The organism is Pontibacter oryzae (assembly GCF_003576375.1).
GTDB lineage: Bacteria > Bacteroidota > Bacteroidia > Cytophagales > Hymenobacteraceae > Pontibacter > Pontibacter oryzae.
Map to the genome: position 1 here is coordinate 75,386 of NZ_QWGE01000006.1, position 20,479 is coordinate 95,864.

The following is a 20,479-nucleotide window of genomic DNA, read 5'->3' on the forward strand; positions in this document are numbered from 1 at the left end:
GTATAGTATAAATTAAATGGAAGCAAAATTCTCAAACCGAGTAAAAGAGGTCATCTCGCTTAGCCGGGAGGAAGCTATCCGGCTCGGTCACGATTACATCGGCACTGAACACTTGGTGCTGGGTATGATTCGGGAAGGAGAAGGTACGGCCATTGCTCTGCTTAAGAAGCTTGGCGTTTCGATAGATGAATTAAAGTACGCTTTAGAACAGGCTACACGAAATACCGCTACGCAAAGCAGCAATATTACGGGCAGTATCCCTCTCACGAAGCAGACCGAGAAGGTGCTGAAAATCACGTATCTGGAGGCTAAAATCTTCAAGAGCGATATTATCGGCACAGAGCACCTCTTGTTATCCATCCTTCGGGATGAAGACAACATTTCTTCACAAATTTTAGGGAAATTTAACGTGAACTACGAAGCAATAAGAGACTCGCTGGATTATCATAGCAATAATCCACTGGCGTCGTCAGACACAGATGATTCTGACGATTCTGACAAATTGTTTGGCAGCTCCTCCTCGCGCTCTGGCAGCAGTTCCAGTAAGAAAGCTGGCGAAAAATCACGCACACCAGTGCTGGATAACTTTGGCCGCGACCTTACCAAGTTAGCCGAGGACGACAAGCTGGACCCAATAGTTGGCCGTGAAAAAGAAATTGAGCGCGTAGCTCAGGTTCTAAGCCGCCGCAAGAAAAATAACCCAATCCTGATCGGTGAGCCGGGCGTTGGTAAAACAGCAATTGCCGAAGGCCTTGCCCTGCGTATTGTTCAGAAAAAGGTAAGCCGCGTGCTGTTTAACAAGCGTGTGGTAACCCTGGACCTTGCCTCTTTGGTAGCCGGTACAAAATACCGTGGCCAGTTTGAGGAGCGTATGAAAGCCGTGATGAACGAGCTCGAGAAGTCTCCGGATGTGATCCTGTTCATTGATGAGCTGCATACCATTGTGGGTGCTGGTGGCGCTTCTGGTTCTCTAGATGCCTCTAACATGTTTAAGCCAGCGCTTGCCCGCGGCGAGATCCAATGCATCGGGGCCACTACCCTGGATGAGTACCGCCAGTACATTGAGAAAGATGGCGCATTAGCCCGTCGTTTCCAGATTGTGATGGTAGACCCTACTACGCCAGAGGAGACTATCGAGATCCTGAATAACATTAAGGATAAGTACCAGGATCACCACCACGTTAATTATACCGATAAAGCCATTGAGGCCTGCGTGAAGCTATCAGACCGCTACATGAGCGACCGCTTCCTGCCAGACAAGGCTATCGATATTCTGGACGAGGCAGGTGCCCGCGTGCACATCAACAACATTGTGGTACCAGATGATATCCTGAAGCTGGAAGAGCAGATCGAGAACATCAAGGTGGAGAAAAACCGCGTGGTGAAAAGCCAGAAGTATGAAGAGGCTGCCCAACTGCGTGATAAGGAGAAAAAACTCATCGACCAGCTCGAAACTGCTAAAAAGAACTGGGAAGAAGAGACCAAGAAGAAGCGCTACCAAGTAAAAGAGGAAAATGTGGCAGAAGTTATTGCCATGATGACAGGTATACCGGTTAAGCGTATCGCACAGAAAGAAGGTGTGAAACTTCTGAATATGGGCGAAGAGCTGAAAGGCAAAGTAATCGGCCAGGACAAAGCGATCGGGCAGTTAGTAAAAGCTATCCAGCGTACGCGTGTGGGCCTGAAGGACCCGAAGAAGCCGATTGGTTCCTTTGTATTCCTTGGCCCAACGGGTGTAGGTAAAACGGAGCTTGCCAAGGTGCTTGCCACTTACCTCTTCGATAAGGAAGATTCTTTGGTGCGTATCGATATGAGTGAGTACATGGAGAAATTCAGCGTGTCTCGCTTGGTGGGAGCGCCTCCGGGGTATGTTGGTTACGAAGAAGGTGGTCAGCTTACCGAGAAAATCCGCCGCAAGCCATACTCTGTGGTATTGCTGGATGAGATTGAGAAAGCGCACCCGGATGTGTATAACCTGCTCTTGCAAGTGCTGGATGACGGTATCCTTACAGACGGACTTGGCCGCAAGGTTGATTTCCGTAACACCATCATCATCATGACTTCCAACATCGGAGCGAGAGATCTACAGGATTTTGGTGCCGGTATCGGTTTCATGTCGAAGAGCAAGCAGGAGAACGTGGACGATATCATGAAAGGCACTATTGCAAGCGCCCTGAAGAAAACGTTCTCGCCTGAGTTCCTTAACCGTTTGGATGATGTAATTGTGTTTAACTCGCTTAACCGTGAGGACATGCATAAGATCATCGAGCTGTCGCTTAAGAAATTGTTTACTCGCGTAGAAAGCCTTGGCTATACTATCGAGCTGACAAAAGAAGCGAAAGACTTTGTAGCTGAAAAAGGCTATGATCCGAAGTATGGTGCACGCCCGCTTAACAGGGCCATCCAGAAGTATATCGAAGACCCGATTGCTGAGGAAATTCTTAAAGCCGAGGTGAACCAGGGAGACGTTATCCAGGTGAGCCATAAGGAAGGTGAAGAAACGCTGACTTTTGTTTCTAAGAAATCAGGAAGCAAAAAGGTAAAAGGAGCTTCTGATGAGGCCGAAGAGACAGAGCCAACCAAGTCATCTGATTCTGATAAGACGAAAGAATAACCCATTGAAGCATATTGAAAAAGGCTACCTAATTAGGTAGCCTTTTTTCGTTGTGGCTGGCTTTTATACTTTCTTAGGCTTTTAGTAAGCAAATGTATCACTTGTTCACTCAAACAGAAAGCTTGCTATCATGGTAATCCACGACTTGAAGATTCACGGAAGGTTATAGTATCCTTAAGATTTGTATTTTGCCCCAAGTATAAATTACCTATCGTTTCCATTGCCCAGCAGCAGCGACAGCGGGCGCATGCTTAGGTGCTTATCAGCGATTAGTTTAAGTATAGCCAGGAAAGGTATAAAGAGGACCATACCGGCGGCTCCCCAAAGTATACCGCCGGCTACTATGGCCAGCAATGTAAAGAGCATGTTCACCTGAAGCCGCGCGCTAACGGCCCACGGAAAAATGAGGTTGGCCTCCAGGTATTGCACCGCGCCAAACACCAGCACCACGCCCATCGGGTACCATAGCGAGTCATAGGTTATCCAGGCAACTGCCATCGGGAGTATAGCTCCAATCGAAATGCCCACATAAGGTATAAACGTAAGTATGGATGCCACCACGCCAAAGAAGAGCGCATGCGGCACCCCGATCATGTATAGCCCCAAACTGTTTAGAATGCCCACAATAACATATACAATCAGCATCCCTTTGATAAAATTATAATACGTGGTAATAGTTTCGTGGAGGATTTGCCGGATTTTATGATGCTCGTTTTGTGGGAATAAAGAATTTAAGGCTCTGGCGAGTTGCTCCCGGTTGTAAAGTATGAGCGCTACGTAAATAGGGATAAGTATAAACAACACCACCGATACGGCTGAAGTGTACACCACATCCTGCACCGTGGCAAATGCTGAAGACGCGACATTTCCGGCTATACTTTCTACCCAGGCTACTTGCCGCGCCGCATCAATGCCGTAGTGCTGTTCAAGGTATGCACTTAGGTTTTGCCAACTCAGAAGCAGTTTTTTTTGAAGTGCAGGCCATTCCTCCCCGAAGCGCAGCATCTGTTTGAACAGTATGAACGCAAGTCCGCCAACTAAAACCATAAGCAGCAAAAGGCAAAGCGAGATAGCAAGCCAGCGCGGCCACTTTTTTAGCTCCAGCCAGCGGCAAATAGGATACAGTACAAAACTTATGAGCAGCGCAAAGCTTAGCGGAATAAAAAGCGAGCGGCCCACATACAACACTATGCCAACAAGCACGGTGTATTGCAGCCATTTCAGCCAGTTAATTGCTGAGCTATTGTTCATAGAAATGCTATATTTGTTTAGCAAAGGCAAAACCTGCTTCTGCCTGTTTCCATCTATACTTCACCTAAAAACAAATCTTTATACCTGTATACCATGACGTATAAATTCGCCGCCCTTGCCCTGGCCTGTGGCTTCGCCACTACCCTATCCGCTCAAAATATCAACAGCATTACACAGGAGCAAACTACAAGAATCGTATCTACGCTTAGTTCCGACGACATGCAGGGCCGTGCTTCGTTTACGCCTGGCATAGACAAAGCGGCTAAATTTATTCAAAATGAGTTTCAGCGCGTAGGCTTACAGCCCTTGCCAGGCAAAAACAGCCTAATGCAAACTTTTGAAGTATACCGCGTGGCCCCAGTTGCTTATAAGGCAAAGCTGGATGGCCAGGACGTTGCCCCGGAAAACATCTTCGCTACCACAGAAAAAACAAAAATCAGCTGGAAGCAGAAAAATAAGAAGGCGTTAGTGCGTATCAGTGAGGCCGATGATTTTAGAGCTGCCCTGCGTAATTTAAAACCTGATGAAGACGCGCTAGTGTTAGTGCACCCCAAGCACACTGAGATCTTTAAACGCTACCAGCATTATCTAGGCGAAGGAAGCGTAAAGCAAAAGCTGGGAGAAAACACCAGCCGCGTGTTTATACTTACAGACCAGCAAACGGAGCCATCCAAGTATAAAATTGAGGTGAAGAATACTATCGAGAAGCTGCCGTTAACCAATGTGGCCGGCATGATTGAGGGCAAGCGCAAAGATGAGTTTGTGGTGTTTTCGGGCCACTACGACCACATTGGCATTCAGGAAGCCGTAGAAGGCGACAGCATTGCCAACGGCGCCGACGACGATGCAGCGGGCACCACTGCCATGATGATGCTGGCCGAGTACTACAAAAAGCAGCCACAGCCGGAGCGCACACTTCTTTTTGTGGCCTTTGCCGCAGAAGAGATCGGTGGTTTTGGATCTAAATACTTCTCGGAGCAGCTGAACCCAGACCAGATCGTGGCTATGTTTAATATTGAGATGGTGGGCAAACCTTCCAAATTCGGCCCAAATAGCGCCTACCTCACCGGCTTTGAAAAGTCTGATTTGGGCAAACTGATGCAGAAACGACTAGAAGGCACGGCATACAGCATCCACCCCGACCCATACCCGGAGCAGAACCTGTTCTACCGCTCCGACAACGCCACATTGGCCCGCCTCGGTGTACCGGCCCATACTATTTCCTCGGTGCAGATCGATCAGGACAAAACGTACCACACCGTAAACGACGAACTGGAGCAGCTAAACATGGAGCACCTCACCAACATGATCCGCGCGGTTGCCCTGGCTTCTGAAGGTGTAGTTAACGGCGAGGATACACCAACGCGAGTGGATAAATCGCAAGTGAGGTAAATTTAGTATGTGAACATCCGGTTATCAGCTGTATTTAGCTAATAACCGGAATAACTCCTTATATACAGTAGTTGTATGGTATAGCAAGTCATTAAAGAATGAAAAAAATTTTACTACTCTTCATATGCTTACATCTATACTTTGTAGCCTCTGCACAAGATGGAACTGACAGAACAAAGCTTGGGGTAGAGTATGCTAAGCGGGAATTAGCTGACGCACTAAAAAATAATTCACAGAAGCAGATACTTGTAGAGAAGGTTATCAAGGATAAACCGACAGCTATTAGTGTGGCAGAAGAAATGCTGTTCAGTATTTATGGAAAAGAGAACATCGTTAGGCAGCGACCTTACGAAAGCCATTTGATTGACGGTTACTGGGTGCTTAATGGAACATTGCCGAAAGATTGGGTAGGAGGAACATTTCTTATAATAATTAACTCAACTGACGGCAAAGTAATCAAGTTGACGCACGGAAAATAAGAACAACACCATACAACAAAGTGCAGCACTTAGCCTCGGCTTTGCCTCGCCTATTGGCTGCACAAGTAACGTTGGTGGTAACTGAAATTATAGAAAAATGTACGCAGACGACTATAAATCATGTGAAGAAACCTTTGTCACTCTACGAATTTTCTATGATGCTCAACCGCCAGACTATGTATCTGATTTCTTGAAAATAACCCCTTCAAGGACACAAGTAAAAGGAGAAGAGCTGAGTAATAGAAGTAAGTATACTTCTAACGGTTGGTTTTTAAGTTCAGAAAGAGCAATAACTTCAAAGGATGCAAGAAGGCATATTGATTATCTTTTAGACCAGATTTTACCACTAAAAGAGAAGATTGACGAACTACAGAAAGGCAGCGCTCAAATTGACATCACTTGCTATTGGGTATCAAAAACCTGCAATGGCGGACCTACTTTATCGAATCAGCAGTTGAAAAAGTTAGCAGATTTAGGTGTGGATTTCTGGTTCGACTTTTATTGCAGCGATGAGTTAGACGAAGTATAGAAAAAGAAGAAAACAGCAGCCACCAACAAGGTGCATAATTTAGGCTTCGGCTTACGCCTCACCCACATTATAGCACGAGACCGTTAGGTGCAACCGTAAGAAAGAAAAATGACCTTTGATAAAATTTTTTCTGATTCATTTGACACGTTTAAAGTATTTGACAACATGGATGTGGCAAAAGCCAGTCATCAAGCTGGTAATACTCCAAAAAGCCTTTGGCAAATCTTAAATCATATAACAGTCTGGCAAGAATTCCAATTGAACAAATTAAAAGGGTTAGACTCTACGGACATTGAAGAATTGGATACTTGGGAAAATGACCCTGTTGTTCGTGACCAAAGATTATTACAGCAAACTATCAATACTTTCAATAATCAGATTGAACAGATAAAAAATGAAATCCAAACATTATCTACTGAAAGTAACGATATAGAGAAGAAGTTAAAGATAGTACAAGACCTATCAGTCCATCTATCATTTCACCTAGGAGAGATGGTTTTGCAAATGCGGCAAAACGGACATTATCCGATGCCGAGTGAAATGAAGGAATATTTAGCCAGCTAAAAACGGCTGTACCTAACCACGCATATACTCCACGCTTCGGCCGACGGCCTCGCGCACCGCCTATACTAGTCCGTTGAGCTTAATAAGAATTTATAGACCTTCGTTGCCTGAAGGCAGAGGTGAACCATAGCACTAATGCAAAAGCTTAGCAAAAAATCAAGGACTCTAATTGTAGCTGGTGCAGTTATATTATTGCTGTTACTATACTTTCGAAGTATAAAATTAGAAAAGGGAAATAAAAAAGAACAAGCACAAGCAGTAGCAACAATAGCAGAATTGAAGGCAGGTTATCGAGGTGGCATAACCATGACTTATAGATTCTTCTACAAAAACAAGAGGTACTCAGGAACAAGAAAAGTATTTATCAGCAGTTCATATATTAAAAGGTTCAAGGACAAACACTTTACAGTCGTCTTTAATAAACTTGAGCCAAGTAAAAACCGGCTGTTACTATTGGCTAAAGATTTCGAAGAGTTTGACGTGGCCTATCCAGATAGTTTGGAATGGATAGAAGTTTTGAAAAGAAAGTCTCTATGACACCTATAAAACCTGAAGAATTACTGAGCTCAACAAAAACTATAGGTTAGCGTTGCCACCCTATAGCCCAGACCGTTAAATTATGCACGAGATGTTAAGCACAAAGTAACTGAAAAGCGGCTCCCACTCAGGAGCCGCTTTTTTATTTACTTCTTCTTCACCTCATACATTACCTCGGCCATCACCGGGAAATGATCCGAAGGGAAAAGGCCATTGGCGTAGGTGTCCGTCAGGATGCCATACTTGCTGACGCTAAAATCCGGGCTGAGCCAGATGTGGTCGATGCGTTCGTCGGTTTGGCGGGTGGCCTCAAAGGCATTGAAAGTGCCGCGCGGTGCATAGCGGAATTTAGCCAGTTGGTAAGCTGCCTTCAGGTTGCTACCGTCGCTCATGGCTTTATACTTTTCGTCGTGCTGGCTAAAATTAAAGTCGCCGGTAAGTATAACAGGCGCTTTTCCGGCAATCTCTTTTATCTTTCGCTGCACCAGCTTTACGCTTTCCTTGCGGGCCTGCTCGCCACGGTGATCGAAATGCACATTGAACAGGTAAAAAGTATAACCCGTGCCAAGTTCCCGAAACTGCCCCCACGAACACACGCGCGGGTAATCAGCATCCCAACCCTTGCCTGGCTTATCAGGCGTTTCTGAGAGCCAAAAGTTGCCTTGCTTCAGCAGTTTATACTTATCCTTTTTATAAAATACGGCCGCATACTCGCCTTTTTCCTTGCCATCGTCGCGGCCCACGCCAATATAATTGTACCCCGTAAGTTCTTTAGCCATGCCTTGCAGCTGGTGGTGCATTACCTCCTGCGTCCCAAACATATCAAAATCATTAAACTGCACCAGCCCGGATATAATAGGCAAACGATTGTTCCAGGCATTCACGGTATCGTTTACATTATCGTAGCGGATGTTGTAGGTGGCCACGCGCATGGTTTGAGCCTGTGTAAGTACAGAGGCACTGCAGAACAGCAACACCAGGCTGGCAAAGTATAAGGCTTTACTTATCATGGGTATTGGTTTAAGTATAATTTGAGCCTACAAAAAGGCATTCTAAGGCTTAAGGTAGCACTTTTGCCTCACCTGCCAAAGTATAACTGCTCTCGCTGGTGCGAGCTTGCAGCTCGTACCTTAAAACGCAATGCATTATGCTGCTTTTCATCTGACTTAAGAAGAGTACGAGCTATAAGCTCGCACCAGCCTACAAATTTTACAGATTTGTCTACTTACTTAATCAAGGGCATGGCAATCATTTCCGAAAGTCTCTCATAGCTTTAAGCCAACTTTTCCCCGTACCTGCCAAAGTATAAATCAGCACTGCGCACTTCGGGGGCTGCCCGCTAAGAACAATCATCATTTTTTACGACCTTTGCAAAGAGCTAAAAGTATAATCACCCTTGTCTGAGTTACTGAACTTTAATTACCCGCCAGAGCCAAGCACAGATCGCGTTACGCTGTTTGCCGACGTGATACTTCCGCTGCCTTTGCCCAAGCTTTACACCTACCGCATCCCTTACGAGATGAACGACGAGGTGCTGGTGGGCGTGCGGGTAATTGTACAGTTCGGGGCCAAAAAGGTACTAAGCTGCATCGTAGCCGACATCCACGAAAATGCCCCCGCCGATTACCAAGCCAAGTATATCCTGGATGTGCTGGATGATAAACCTATCATCACGAAACCGCAGCTGCGCCTTTTTAAATGGATCGCCGATTACTACATGTGCACGCTTGGCGAGGTGATCAATGCCGCACTGCCATCTGCACTTAAACTCAGCAGTGAGTCTCGGATACAGCTGCACCCGCATTACAACCCCGAGGAAGACGAGCTTATACTTGCCCCGCAGGAGGAAAAAATCATTTTTGCGCTGAACAACAACCAAGCGCTAACGTTTACAGAGGTAGGCAACTTGCTGCAGCTCAAGAGCTACCATAAGTTTATCAAGTCGCTGATCCAGAAGGAGGCGATCATTATTTATGAGCAGGTAAGCGATAAGTTCTCGCCTAAAGTGGTAAAGAAAATTCGCCTTACAGAGCATTTTGTGCAGGAAGAAGGCTTACTGGAAGAGCTCTTTAACCAGCTCACGCCGCAGCCCAAGCAACTAGACGTGCTCCTGAATTACCTGCAACTCGTGCCTGTGCACCAGGACATTAACCTGAACTACCGCGGCACCGAGAAAAGCGCCCTGACCAATAACCCGCACCTCTCCGCCTCCTCCATCAACACGCTCATTAAAAAAGGCGTGCTGGAGCAGTTCGACCAGATCGTGTCGCGGTTTCCGATGGAGCATGGCAACCAGCAGCTCCCTATGGCGCTGTCGGAGCACCAGTTGCAAGCCAAGGATGAGATCCTGGGCTTGTTTAAGGAGAAAGATACGGTGCTGCTGCATGGCGTAACCGGCAGTGGCAAAACCGAAGTATACATCGACCTGATAAAGCACGCCCTTGACAGCGGCGGCCAGGTGTTATACTTGCTGCCCGAGATTGCCCTCACAGCCCAAATCGTAACGCGCCTGATGAAGGTCTTCGGCGACAAACTGGGCATATACCACTCCAAGTTCTCCGACAACGAGCGCGCCGAAGTATGGCAAGGTATACTTTCGGGCCGTTTTCAGGTGATTGTCGGGGTGCGCTCGTCCATCTTTCTGCCTTTTCATGATTTATCGTTGGTGATAATTGATGAGGAGCACGAGCCAAGCTACAAACAATACGACCCGGCGCCGCGCTACAATGCCCGCGAAACCGGTCTGATGATGGCGCACCTGCAAGGCGCTAAAACGCTGCTGGGCTCGGCCACGCCATCCATAGAAAGCTATTACAACTGCAAAACCGGCCGCTGGGGTTTGGTAAGTATGACCAAGCGTTTCGGGGAGGCCAAACTGCCGGAAATTGAACTGGTGGATACGCGCCGCGAGCAGCAGCGCAAGAATATGCACAGTCACTTTTCGGCCAAACTACTCACCGAGATCGAGGAGCGCCTCAAGCGCCAGGAGCAGGTAATCCTGTTCCAGAACCGCCGTGGCTACGCCCCGTTCATCAGCTGCGACGAGTGCTCATGGATTCCGAAGTGTAAATTCTGTGCCGTAAGCCTGTCGTACCACAAGTATAACAATGAGCTGCGCTGCCACTATTGTGGCTACCACGAGCGCATGCCCCACGACTGCCCCGCCTGCGGTGCCACCACGCTTAAAAGTATGGGTTTCGGTACGGAGAAGGTAGAAGACGAGCTGAAACTGATGCTGCCCAGCGCCGAGGTGCAGCGCATGGACCTGGACACGACCAAGAAGAAAAACAGTTACCAGCAGATCATTTCTGATTTTGAGAGCGGCCGCACCAACGTGCTGGTGGGTACCCAAATGGTTACCAAAGGCCTCGATTTTGAGAATGTAAGTTTGGTGGGCATACTTAATGCCGATACCATCATCAACTTCCCGGATTTCCGGGCGCATGAGCGGGCGTACCAACTGTTTGTGCAGGTTAGCGGGCGTGCAGGCCGAAAGGGCAAGCCGGGTTCGGTTATCATCCAAACCCGCGACCCGCTGCAGCCAATTTTCAATAAAGTACGCAGCAACGATTATTCTACTCTTTACGAGCATGAGATTGAGGAGCGCATGCGTTTCGGCTACCCGCCCTTTACCCGCATGATCCGGATTACGGTAAAGCATGCCGATGATAAAGCAGCCGAGAACGCCGCTATTGTGCTCACCAAAGACCTCTCTGATCGCTTAGGCAAGCAGCAGGTACTGGGGCCGGAGGTGCCCTATATCTTCAAGATCCGTAATCTGTTTCTGCAGGAAATCCATATAAAACTGCCCCGCGATTCCACAAACCTAAAAGCAGCCAAAAGCCAAATCGCGCAGGCCATCTTCAACCTGAAGCTGCTCGCTGATTTTAAGGGTATTCGGGTTGTGGCGGATGTGGACCCGGTGTAGTAGCTTAAAACCATCAATTTTAAATTACGCAATTATGCCAGCCGATATATATCCTGCTAGTATAAAACCAAGGTTTGACTTCTGTGTCCTAATCCCGTGTTACAATAACTTCGATGGGTTAGTTCGATCCATCAACAGTATTGTTTATAGCACACACAGGTTTTGTGTAGTGATTGTAGATGATGGCAGCCAAATGCCTGTAACTGCAGCTGCCATTCATCAGTATTGCGATCCCAAAATTGAAATATACACATTACGTCTGCCTTCAAATAGCGGGATAACTCATGCACTGAATATAGGCCTAGAATGGATCTCTGCTCACATAGCAGTTAATTACATAGCTAGGCTGGATTGTGGGGATATCTGCTTAAAGGATAGATTTATTCTGCAAATTAAGTTACTCCAAGCAAACCCAAGTATAGGCTTAGTGGGCAGTTGGTGCACTTTTCAATCTAAGGATAAATCGGTAAGCTATCTATATACTACCCCAACGTATCATTCAGAAATATCCCGCGCTATGCACTACAGAAACGTGTTTATACATCCTACGGTAATGTTTCGGGCAAATCTTTTAAAAGTTACGGGCTACTATCCACAGAACTATGATTATGTTGAAGATTATGCACTATTTTGGGATATGCTAAAAAATTCAGACACTCAGATTATTAGTAAGCCCCTAGTAATTTGCGAAATTAACCCTGCTGGAATTTCTATGAGTAACCGCAGAGGCCAGCTTTTGGGTAGGATTCGTGTAGTATCACAGTATGGAACTAGATGGTCGCATAAAATGCTAGGCACGCTAAAGCTATGGATGCTCATGCTGCTGCCCTATAAGTTTTTGATAAAGCTTAAAGCAAATCTGAAATAAAATTAACTGTCAGTTCCAAAACTATGTCGAAACACTAAAATTCTGATAAGAACAAAAAAAGTTAAGATTACCTACTTTATCTCATTAGAAAATTGCTACTTTTGTGTAAGTAAGGATTTCAGACTAAACAGAGCCTATTCTAAAATCTTTACTTTATAAACAAACTTATGATCATAGTACACGTTGTTGAGCCCTTTGCTGCGGGGGTCGCAGTTTTCGTAAAATCCCTTACGGAAACAATGCCTGAAGAGTTACATATAGTAATTCACGGTGAGAGAAAGCATGTCATGTCGGCAAAAGAGGTCAAACTTACCTTCCCTAAAAATAACGTTCGCTTCATACACTGGAAATCTGCCCAGCGATCAGTTAATCCCAAAAAAGATTTACTGGCCTTAGGGGAACTATACAAAATTTTAAGAAGGCTTAAACAAAAAAAACTTGTAGATGCAGTTCATCTACACTCTTCTAAGAGTGGTCTTTTAGGGCGTGTTGCCTGCCGTATGGCTGGAATAAAGCAAGTAATTTACACCCCTAATGGTGCTCCATTTTTGTCTGGAGGGAATATGTTAAGCAACTTCGTTTACATGCAACTAGAAAGGTTCGGCAGTAAGGTAGCTGGGTCAGTAGTTTGTTGCTCTGTTTCAGAGCTCCAGGAATATGAAAAAAGAGGAATCAAAGCATCCTATATAAGTAACGGTATTTCTTTGCCTAATGCATTAGAAGTAACCAAGCCCCAGAATGCTAAAAGTAAATTCCAGATTATTACAACCGGAAGAATCGAGGGACAAAAAAACCCACAGCTTTTCAACGAGATAGCCTCATATTTTGAAGAGTTTGATCAGTTTGAGTTTATCTGGGCCGGTGACGGAGTTGAGCGTTCTGTACTTACAGCAAGTAATATTAAAGTTACAGGGTGGGTTCCTTCTCAACAAATAAAGAAACTCGTCACGCAAGCCGATATCTACCTTTCTACATCTGTTTTCGAAGGGCTTTCATTTGGAGTGCTTGAAGCTTTAGCATTTAAAAAACCTGTATTACTAAGCCAATGTGTCGGTAATAAAGATGTTGTAAAAAGAGGCATCAACGGCGACATATTTAAAAATCAAACCGAGGCTGTTGTCAAAATATTAAGCTATTTTAATAACCGCGACATGGTCAATGTGATGGGCCAGCACTCATACGATATTTGCAAATCGGAATTTGACATGTTCCGAAACTTCAGATTGTATAAAAATATTTATCAAGGCCTTCCTATTTTCTCTCTAGCCTCCTAGGCGATTTATATTATTTACTTTATGAGTACATTACTTTTTCAAGAATTCAGCTCTCCCACTGATTCTTCAATGGAGAATATCCACAATACTTTAGAGTTGATTCAGCAAAAGCTGCTACAAGAGATCGAAGCAAAACAATTCACAATTAAAACCCTCGAAAATAAGTTAGGGAGGCTCGAATCTATCATAGACGGCAACCAACAACTAATTAGTACGCTTTACGCAGAACTGAATCAAAACCAAAGATCAACGGAAGGTAACAGGCAGTTAGTAAACAAGTTGCTCAATGACATTGATCGCTTACAACAGGATATAGAGTGGTATAAGCGAACTTATGAGAACAGAAGTATGATAGGGATTTTAAGAGAGAAGATATTTGGAAGAAAGTAAAGCATGATACCTAAAATTATACACTACTGCTGGTTTGGAGGGGCTGAAATACCCTTAGAGTATCAAAAGTATATTGCAGAATGGCAAGAGCTTCACCCTGAATGGGAGATAAAGAGATGGGATGAGCTTAACTTTCCATTAGATAACACTTATATAAAAAACGCAATTGAATCAAGCCATTGGGCTAATGCAAGTAACTATGCTAGGCTAAGAGTACTGGAATTATATGGCGGAGTTTACTTAGATACCGATGTTAAACTCTTGAAACCAATTGATGCACTGTTAAACGACAAGTGCTTTATTGGTTTTGAAGAGGGGGATGCGGATAACAACACATTTTGGGTGAACAATGCTGTGATGGGCTCTGTAGCATCTCACTCTTTAATTTCTAGATGCGCTGCGAAAATAGTTTCCGATTTTGATGGCACAGAACGAGCAAATGAATCTGCACCTAAACTTGTTACAAAGCTACTGATTGAAGAATATGGCTTAAAAAATTATGGCCGTCAGCAGTTATCTGATGGAATCAAGTTATACAATAAAGAAGTCTTTTACCCTATTCCTTGGAACTACGCTAAGAACGTGCGGAATTATGAGCAGTTCCTATATTCCGATACCCTTGCAGTGCACATGTGGGGAAGGACATGGTTTAGCAGAGAAATGATGCTAGATATGATCGATAATTTGCAAGAGTGGTCAGGTGAACAGCAGCAACTTATCACAGACCTCAAAGCCAAGCTAGAGCAAGGACAGATAGTTGAGGCAGCTATAAATCAGCTCCAGAATAACCTTAGTGCTGATAACAACAAAGTATTTACTACACTTCAAGAGCAACATACATTAGTATGTGCTAGTCTTCAAAAGTTTAATGAGGTATACACTTCACAAAACGAGGAGGCATCTTTGCTGCGCCAAACACTCCATGACAGACAAGAAGAGATATCTCTGCTGCACCAAAAACTACACGATAGACAGGAGGAGATATCTCTGCTACACCAAAAACTACACAGCAGACTAGAAGAGATATCTCTGCTGCACCAAAAACTACACAGCAGACAAGATGAAATATCTTTATTGAGCCAGAAACTTCATGGCCAACAGGGGGAAATATCTCTGCTACACCAAAAATTACATGACAAACAGAAGGAGATATCACTTCAAGATCAAAAACTGCATGACAGGCAGGAGGAAATGGATACTTGCCAGTCTCATTTAAGCCAAGCGTTATCTGCAATAGATAGCAAGGAAAATGACATACAGTGGTATAGAAGAACTTATGAGCAGAGAAGCTTGATAGGCATTCTAAAGCAAAGAATCACTAGCTATTTCAGAGGATAAAGTCAAAAAGCAAAATAGTAAATATTACATACGTGGATAATTTTTTAAGTAATCGAATCGCTAAAACCAATTATTACTATAGCGAAGAGGCACACCACCTATTTCAGGTTCAAAAACTAAATAAAAGTAATTTTGCTGAGAATGGTAAAAACTTAACCATTAGTCTGCTCAGTTTAAATAGAGTTAAACTCACTATTAAACTATTGCTTTCAATTGAGTATTACTTTCCAAACTATCAAGGAGAAGTACTCATTATAGACAATGGATCTGCGGTTGATCAAATTACTCAACTAATAGAATTCTCTAAAACTTCTTCTTTAAAAATTAATATTAAAGAGTTGGGAGAAAACCACGGAGTTGGGAGAGCTAGAAACATTGCAGCTCAAGAAATAAGTACCGACTGGATTATGTTTATTGATAACGACATGTATTTCATAAACAATCCTTTACCTGCTATCAAAAGTGCAATTGAACTTTTAGGCTGTAATTTTTTAAATCTTCCTTTAATCAATTATGATAATAAAACGGTATTTGCCTTAGGCGGAGCTTTATTTCCAACATCTCTTGCTGATGGATATTTTATAGGTGGAGGTAGTAGCTTTAATTTTAGGCAAGAAAAAGAAGCTGACCAAATAAATCTTCAGGCCCCATTTTTATCTGATTTCTTATTTGGGGGGGCTAGTGTAGTTAATAGGCATGCATTCAACCAAATGGGTGGGTTTGACTATGATATGTTTGTGGGGTTTGAAGACATTGACTTTTCCCTAAGATTATATAACAGCGGAATCAAGATCGGCAATATTCACAAGTTTACATTAATTCATAACCATAAGCCGCCAGTAAACGAAAATGACCTAATAGCTGAAAAGAAACGATTTAGTAATAGCGTAATTAAACAATCAGCTAATGCATTCAAACAAAAAAATGGACTTATAGTTTACGACTCCAATACAGAAGAATGGTTGCGTGAAAGGGAAAATGAATTGAATATTACTTCCTCCCAACTCATCCAAAACAGAGAGGAAAAGCCTAAAGTTGCACTAGTTGTTGATGCACAAAATTGGGCATTTCATAATATTGCAAAAAATATAGTTAAAGAACTTTCAGCTAAATATGATTTTGAAATTTTATTTCAATCCAGTTATCTCGGTGAGGATTGGTTAAACCTGTACTTAGATATTTACAATGCTAAGCCTGAGGTCATTTTATTCTTTTGGAGACCAGCAGTGAATCATATGTTTGGTGAAGCCTTACACTATGAACTTCAGCATAAATTTAATATTGATCCCAATGCATTTTGTGAGTTCCTGAATAAAACGACAATATTAACTGGTGTTTATGATCATTTGTTTTTAGATGATCAAAGTATAGAGGCCAATAATCCACTCTACCGCCATCATATTGACGGGTATTTTGTTTCTTCGAATTTATTGAGACAAATTTATGAGACTATAGATGGATACCCATCTCCCTATAGTGTTATTCAGGATGGTGTCGACACATCCATATTTTACCCCAACAATTCAAAAACTCCTTCCACTAGTAATCAACCTTTAGTTATAGGATGGGCAGGAAATAGTAAGTGGGGTATGGAGAAAGATGGTGTCGATCATAAAGGGTTAATTAGTATAATTAAGCCCGCTGTACTTGAGTTAATAGAGGAAGGTTATTCTATTAACCTAATATATGCCGATAAACAAGAGCCTGACACTCAAATCCCTATGGCTCAAATGAATCAATTCTATAATAAACTTGATGTTTATGTTTGCACCTCTGATATAGAAGGAACTCCTAACCCTGTTTTAGAATCTATGGCTTGTGGCATAGCCGTGGTTTCTACAGATGTCGGCATAGTCTCAGAAATCTTTGGTAAAAAACAAAGGGAGTTTATTCTGCACGAGAGAACAAAAGAAGCTTTAAAAATTAAGATCAAAGAAATCTTGCAGGATAGATCTATATTAAGAGAATTAGGTAACGAGAACTTAACTCGAATAAAACATTGGACGTGGGAGGATAAATGTGAGCGCTTTGATGAGATGTTTAGCTACTATCTCTTCAAGAAAAAAGCAAAGCTTTCTTCTTTGAAAAGCTTCCCATATTCTGCCATAGATAAATCAGTAGTAAGGCAAGAACCGGTGTCTCAGGGAGAGGCATTGCCTATACTAGAAGAACATACACACGGGTTGGAATACGGTAAACTGCCTAACCAGCTTGCCAACAATTTTATAGAAATCAAGGAGTGGTATCACAAGGAGTATGAGGTACTCCCTATATGGTACAAGAGAATCGGCCATGTTATTAAAGCGTTTCAGGGCAATAGGTCTTTTAAATCATTATTAAAGAAGACTGAGAAAATCTAAATGATTTACTGGATACTGACCACGGAGTTTCCACCTAGTCATGGAGGGGGAATTAGCACCTACTGCATTTACACGGCAGAAATGCTCCAACAGCGGGGGCACGAAGTCACCATCTTCGTGCCTGACCACTCCATAACAGACATTTCCGAACAGTACATAAACAACATTAGGGTAGTGCACTTTCTACCGCAGCGGACAGAGGCCAGGCACTTCCTCGGTTACGATGCCCTGCTAAGCTATGAGTTTGCCGAGGTAGTGCGAAAGCAAATGCAGAAATATGGAGTGCCTGACATTCTCGAGACACAGGAGTATCGTGGCATAGGCTACTATACCCAGCAGTTCAAACTGATGGGCTACCCACTTTTTAAAGAGCTAAATATACTGGTCACCTGCCATGCGCCTGCATTCCTATACCTTCAGTACAACCACGACCCTGTGTACAAGTTGCCTGAGTATTGGATTGGGCTAATGGAGAAATCCTCGATACTTTCGGCAGACATCGTAATTTCGCCAAGCCAATACCTCGTAACGCAACTGAAAAAGGAAATGAGTTGGCAAGGGGTTAAGGAAAGTATTGTCGTGAACCCAATGGACACCAGCAAGACGCCTGCCCCAGCCGCTTCTTTCCAAAGGAACCATATTGTGTGCTTTGGAAAGCTTTCTCCGCTGAAAGGCACCTTCAAACTGCTTGAGTACTTTGATAAGCTCTGGAAAAACGGTTTTGAGCAACCGTTGCACATCATTGGAGGCACACAGCAGGTGTTTCACCCTGAGGGTCGCACCATGGAAGATATAGTCAGTCGAAAGTATCAGCCTTACATAGATAGTGGGCTGCTCAAACTTCGGGGGCAAATGTTGCCTGAGCAATCTAAGCAGGAGCTGCTAAGCGCCCATGTCGTACTTGTGCCAAGCCTTGTTGATAACCTGCCCTACACGGTACTGGAAGCAATGAGCTTAGGAAAAGTTGTTTTAGCCTCTTTACAAGGTGGGCAAAGCGAAATTATAGAAGACGGAGTTGATGGCTTTCTTTTTGACCATTCGGTGCCAAATAACTTTCAGGAAAAGCTGCTGCATGTGCTCTCCTTGTCCGACTCCGACGTGCTCGGGGTGGGTAAAAAGGCCACAAGTACCATACAGACTAGGTATAGCCCTGAAAAGGTATATTCCCAAAAGATGGGCATCATAGAAGGCTACATGCTTCAGGCTCCCGCCAAAGCCCGCTTTCCTTATACTGCGTGCAACGACAGCCTGGCTGAGGGGACGGCTACTGGCGCACTGCTGTCAGTGGTAATACCTTATTACAATATGTCTGGGTGCGTGGAAGAAACAGTTAGGTCTGTACTAGCAAGTGAGTACCCCTACAAAGAAATTATCCTGGTGGATGATGGAAGCAATGAGGAAGGCACTGATGAGGTGCTTGCCTACCTTGAGGAATCATACCCAATCAGTGTTCTGCGGAAGGAGAACGAGGGGCTGCCCCTAACCAGAAACTACGGGGCTGCCGCTGCCCGCGGGGATTACATAACCTTTATCGACGCTGATGACACTGTTCATGCCAGTTATTTCACAAAAGCGATTAGTGTACTAGAAACGTATGAGAACGTGCACTTTGTTGGGTGTTGGGTAAAGTACTTTGAGGGAAGCTCTGGCCATTGGCCAGCCTTTAATCCTGAGCCTCCGTTCCTGCTGGTGCATAACATGGTTAACAGCGGACCTGTTTTCAAGAGACGCTCTTATTTACAGGGTGGCCTTAACGACCCAGAAATGGTGTACGGTATGGAGGACTGGGACAGCGTAATTGGTATGATTGAAAAGGGTTATCCGGGGGTAGTGCTGCCAGAGTTGCTTTATAATTACAGGATCAGGAAAGAATCTATGGCAAGGGCATTTACTAAAGTAAAAAAGCTTCACCTCCACAAAATTATTGCTGAAAAGCATGCACCGCTTTATCAAAAATATGGTGTTGAGGTTGCAAATCTTCTTAATAGCAATGGTAGCGGACTTTATTTTGATAACCCAACTAGGGAGGTCGCTCAGAGTACATATTTTCAATTTCCCTCAAACCTGAAATTGACAGTTAAAAACAAGGTAAAAGGGAACAAGTTTCTAACAAAAATGGCAGTTGCCATTTACCGACGAATTAACAAATAATCAATGGGAGTTAATACAGTAAGAGAGAGAGTCTCTTCTTCGAATAAACTGGAGCGCATCTGGCTTTTAGCAAAAATTGAGTATAAGCTCAGATACTACGAAAATAGGCTTGGGTTATTATGGGCACTTATTAAACCAATAACAGACGTTTTAATTTTTTATGTTGTATTCAAAACTATCTTAAAAACCGATATTCCAGCATTTGCGTCCTATTTATTCATAGGTCTAATTCTTTGGAATTTCTTTCTGGAAAGTACTTCGGGCACTATACAAATTCTGTATACAAAGAAATATCTGTACGAATACAGCAACATGAATAAGATGGAGATTTACATTTCTACACTACTAAGCAGTAGTATAGGCTTATTCTTCAACATGATCATGTTTATATTCTTTTATAACTTTATCGAGTCAAGCACTGCCGGATTAGGGGTACATAACCTCTGGATCATACCTTTATTTATTAATCTATTTATCTTATCGCTTGCCTTATCCTTGATTTTATCAAGCATATACATATTCGCTAAGGATATAACGCAGATTTGGCAGGTATTTTCTATCGCCTTATTTTATCTGTCTCCAATATTCTACAGGTCTGAATTGTTTCAAACTGCCCTGCCTGCTTTTGATTACTTAAACCCAATTGCTGGTATTATTATAAATGCAAGGCGCGTGATGATGCAAGGTGTGCAACTAGACTTCAGCCTATTTTTATTTGACTTCGGATATGCCTTACTATTCTTACTTGGCGGCCTTTTACTTTTAAATAAACTCGGCTCTAAAGCTGCAGAAAAACTGTAACCC

At 43.6% G+C, this 20,479-nt stretch carries 16 protein-coding genes; 14 read left to right on the plus strand and 2 right to left on the minus strand.

Annotation, left to right across the window (positions count from 1 at the left end; translation table 11 throughout):
- The first annotated feature begins 16 nt into the window (after positions 1 to 16).
- The gene (locus tag D1627_RS16680) at positions 17 to 2,614 is read left to right on the plus strand and encodes an ATP-dependent Clp protease ATP-binding subunit (RefSeq protein WP_119433421.1); all 2,598 of its coding nucleotides are present in this window, start codon (positions 17 to 19) and stop codon (positions 2,612 to 2,614) included.
- A gap of 204 nt (positions 2,615 to 2,818) precedes the next feature.
- On the opposite strand, the gene D1627_RS16685 is transcribed toward D1627_RS16680, so the two are convergent.
- Complete coding sequence (locus D1627_RS16685) at positions 2,819 to 3,865, minus strand: AI-2E family transporter (RefSeq protein WP_119433422.1); 1,047 nt, start codon at positions 3,863 to 3,865, stop codon at positions 2,819 to 2,821.
- A gap of 93 nt (positions 3,866 to 3,958) precedes the next feature.
- On the opposite strand from D1627_RS16685, the gene D1627_RS16690 reads away from it, so the two are divergent.
- The 5 genes from D1627_RS16690 (at position 3,959) to D1627_RS16710 (ending at position 7,366) form a co-directional block, all read left to right on the plus strand.
- Positions 3,959 to 5,257 carry a M20/M25/M40 family metallo-hydrolase gene (locus D1627_RS16690; protein ID WP_119433423.1) on the plus strand — a complete coding sequence of 433 codons (1,299 nt, stop codon included), beginning with the start codon at positions 3,959 to 3,961 and terminating at the stop codon, positions 5,255 to 5,257.
- A gap of 98 nt (positions 5,258 to 5,355) precedes the next feature.
- Positions 5,356 to 5,736, plus strand: a complete 381-nt coding sequence (locus tag D1627_RS16695) for an NTF2 fold immunity protein (protein ID WP_119433424.1) — start codon at positions 5,356 to 5,358, stop codon at positions 5,734 to 5,736.
- 97 nt (positions 5,737 to 5,833) lie between these two features.
- A complete protein-coding gene (locus D1627_RS16700) occupies positions 5,834 to 6,265 on the plus strand; it encodes a DUF4279 domain-containing protein (RefSeq protein WP_119433425.1) in 432 nt (143 codons plus the stop codon).
- Between the two features lie 108 nt (positions 6,266 to 6,373).
- The gene (locus D1627_RS16705; protein WP_119433426.1) at positions 6,374 to 6,829 is read left to right on the plus strand and encodes a DinB family protein; all 456 of its coding nucleotides are present in this window, start codon (positions 6,374 to 6,376) and stop codon (positions 6,827 to 6,829) included.
- A 135-nt stretch (positions 6,830 to 6,964) separates the two neighbouring features.
- Positions 6,965 to 7,366, plus strand: coding sequence for a hypothetical protein (locus tag D1627_RS16710; protein WP_119433427.1), 402 nt, complete (start codon positions 6,965 to 6,967; stop codon positions 7,364 to 7,366).
- A 146-nt stretch (positions 7,367 to 7,512) separates the two neighbouring features.
- On the opposite strand, the gene D1627_RS16715 is transcribed toward D1627_RS16710, so the two are convergent.
- Entirely contained in the window at positions 7,513 to 8,376 is an 864-nt protein-coding gene (locus tag D1627_RS16715) for an endonuclease/exonuclease/phosphatase family protein (protein WP_199688459.1), read from the minus strand.
- Positions 8,377 to 8,762: 386 nt separating this feature from the next.
- Here D1627_RS16715 and priA point away from each other — a divergent pair, with 386 nt between their 5' ends.
- From priA to D1627_RS16755, 8 genes are all read left to right on the plus strand, one after another.
- Positions 8,763 to 11,294, plus strand: a complete 2,532-nt coding sequence (priA, locus tag D1627_RS16720; RefSeq protein ID WP_119433428.1) for a replication restart helicase PriA — start codon at positions 8,763 to 8,765, stop codon at positions 11,292 to 11,294.
- Between the two features lie 34 nt (positions 11,295 to 11,328).
- Entirely contained in the window at positions 11,329 to 12,162 is an 834-nt protein-coding gene (locus D1627_RS16725; RefSeq protein ID WP_158607206.1) for a glycosyltransferase, read from the plus strand.
- A gap of 167 nt (positions 12,163 to 12,329) precedes the next feature.
- Entirely contained in the window at positions 12,330 to 13,436 is a 1,107-nt protein-coding gene (locus D1627_RS16730) for a glycosyltransferase (protein WP_119433430.1), read from the plus strand.
- 21 nt (positions 13,437 to 13,457) lie between these two features.
- On the plus strand, positions 13,458 to 13,826 hold the full coding sequence (locus D1627_RS16735; RefSeq protein ID WP_119433431.1) for a hypothetical protein: 369 nt from the start codon (positions 13,458 to 13,460) through the stop codon (positions 13,824 to 13,826).
- Between the two features lie 3 nt (positions 13,827 to 13,829).
- Positions 13,830 to 15,164, plus strand: a complete 1,335-nt coding sequence (locus D1627_RS16740) for a glycosyltransferase (RefSeq protein ID WP_119433432.1) — start codon at positions 13,830 to 13,832, stop codon at positions 15,162 to 15,164.
- 32 nt (positions 15,165 to 15,196) lie between these two features.
- The gene (locus D1627_RS16745) at positions 15,197 to 17,524 is read left to right on the plus strand and encodes a glycosyltransferase (protein WP_119433433.1); all 2,328 of its coding nucleotides are present in this window, start codon (positions 15,197 to 15,199) and stop codon (positions 17,522 to 17,524) included.
- The gene (locus tag D1627_RS16750; protein ID WP_119433434.1) at positions 17,525 to 19,675 is read left to right on the plus strand and encodes a glycosyltransferase; all 2,151 of its coding nucleotides are present in this window, start codon (positions 17,525 to 17,527) and stop codon (positions 19,673 to 19,675) included. It begins immediately after the preceding gene.
- A 3-nt stretch (positions 19,676 to 19,678) separates the two neighbouring features.
- On the plus strand, positions 19,679 to 20,476 hold the full coding sequence (locus D1627_RS16755; RefSeq protein WP_119433435.1) for an ABC transporter permease: 798 nt from the start codon (positions 19,679 to 19,681) through the stop codon (positions 20,474 to 20,476).
- Positions 20,477 to 20,479: the final 3 nt, after the last annotated feature.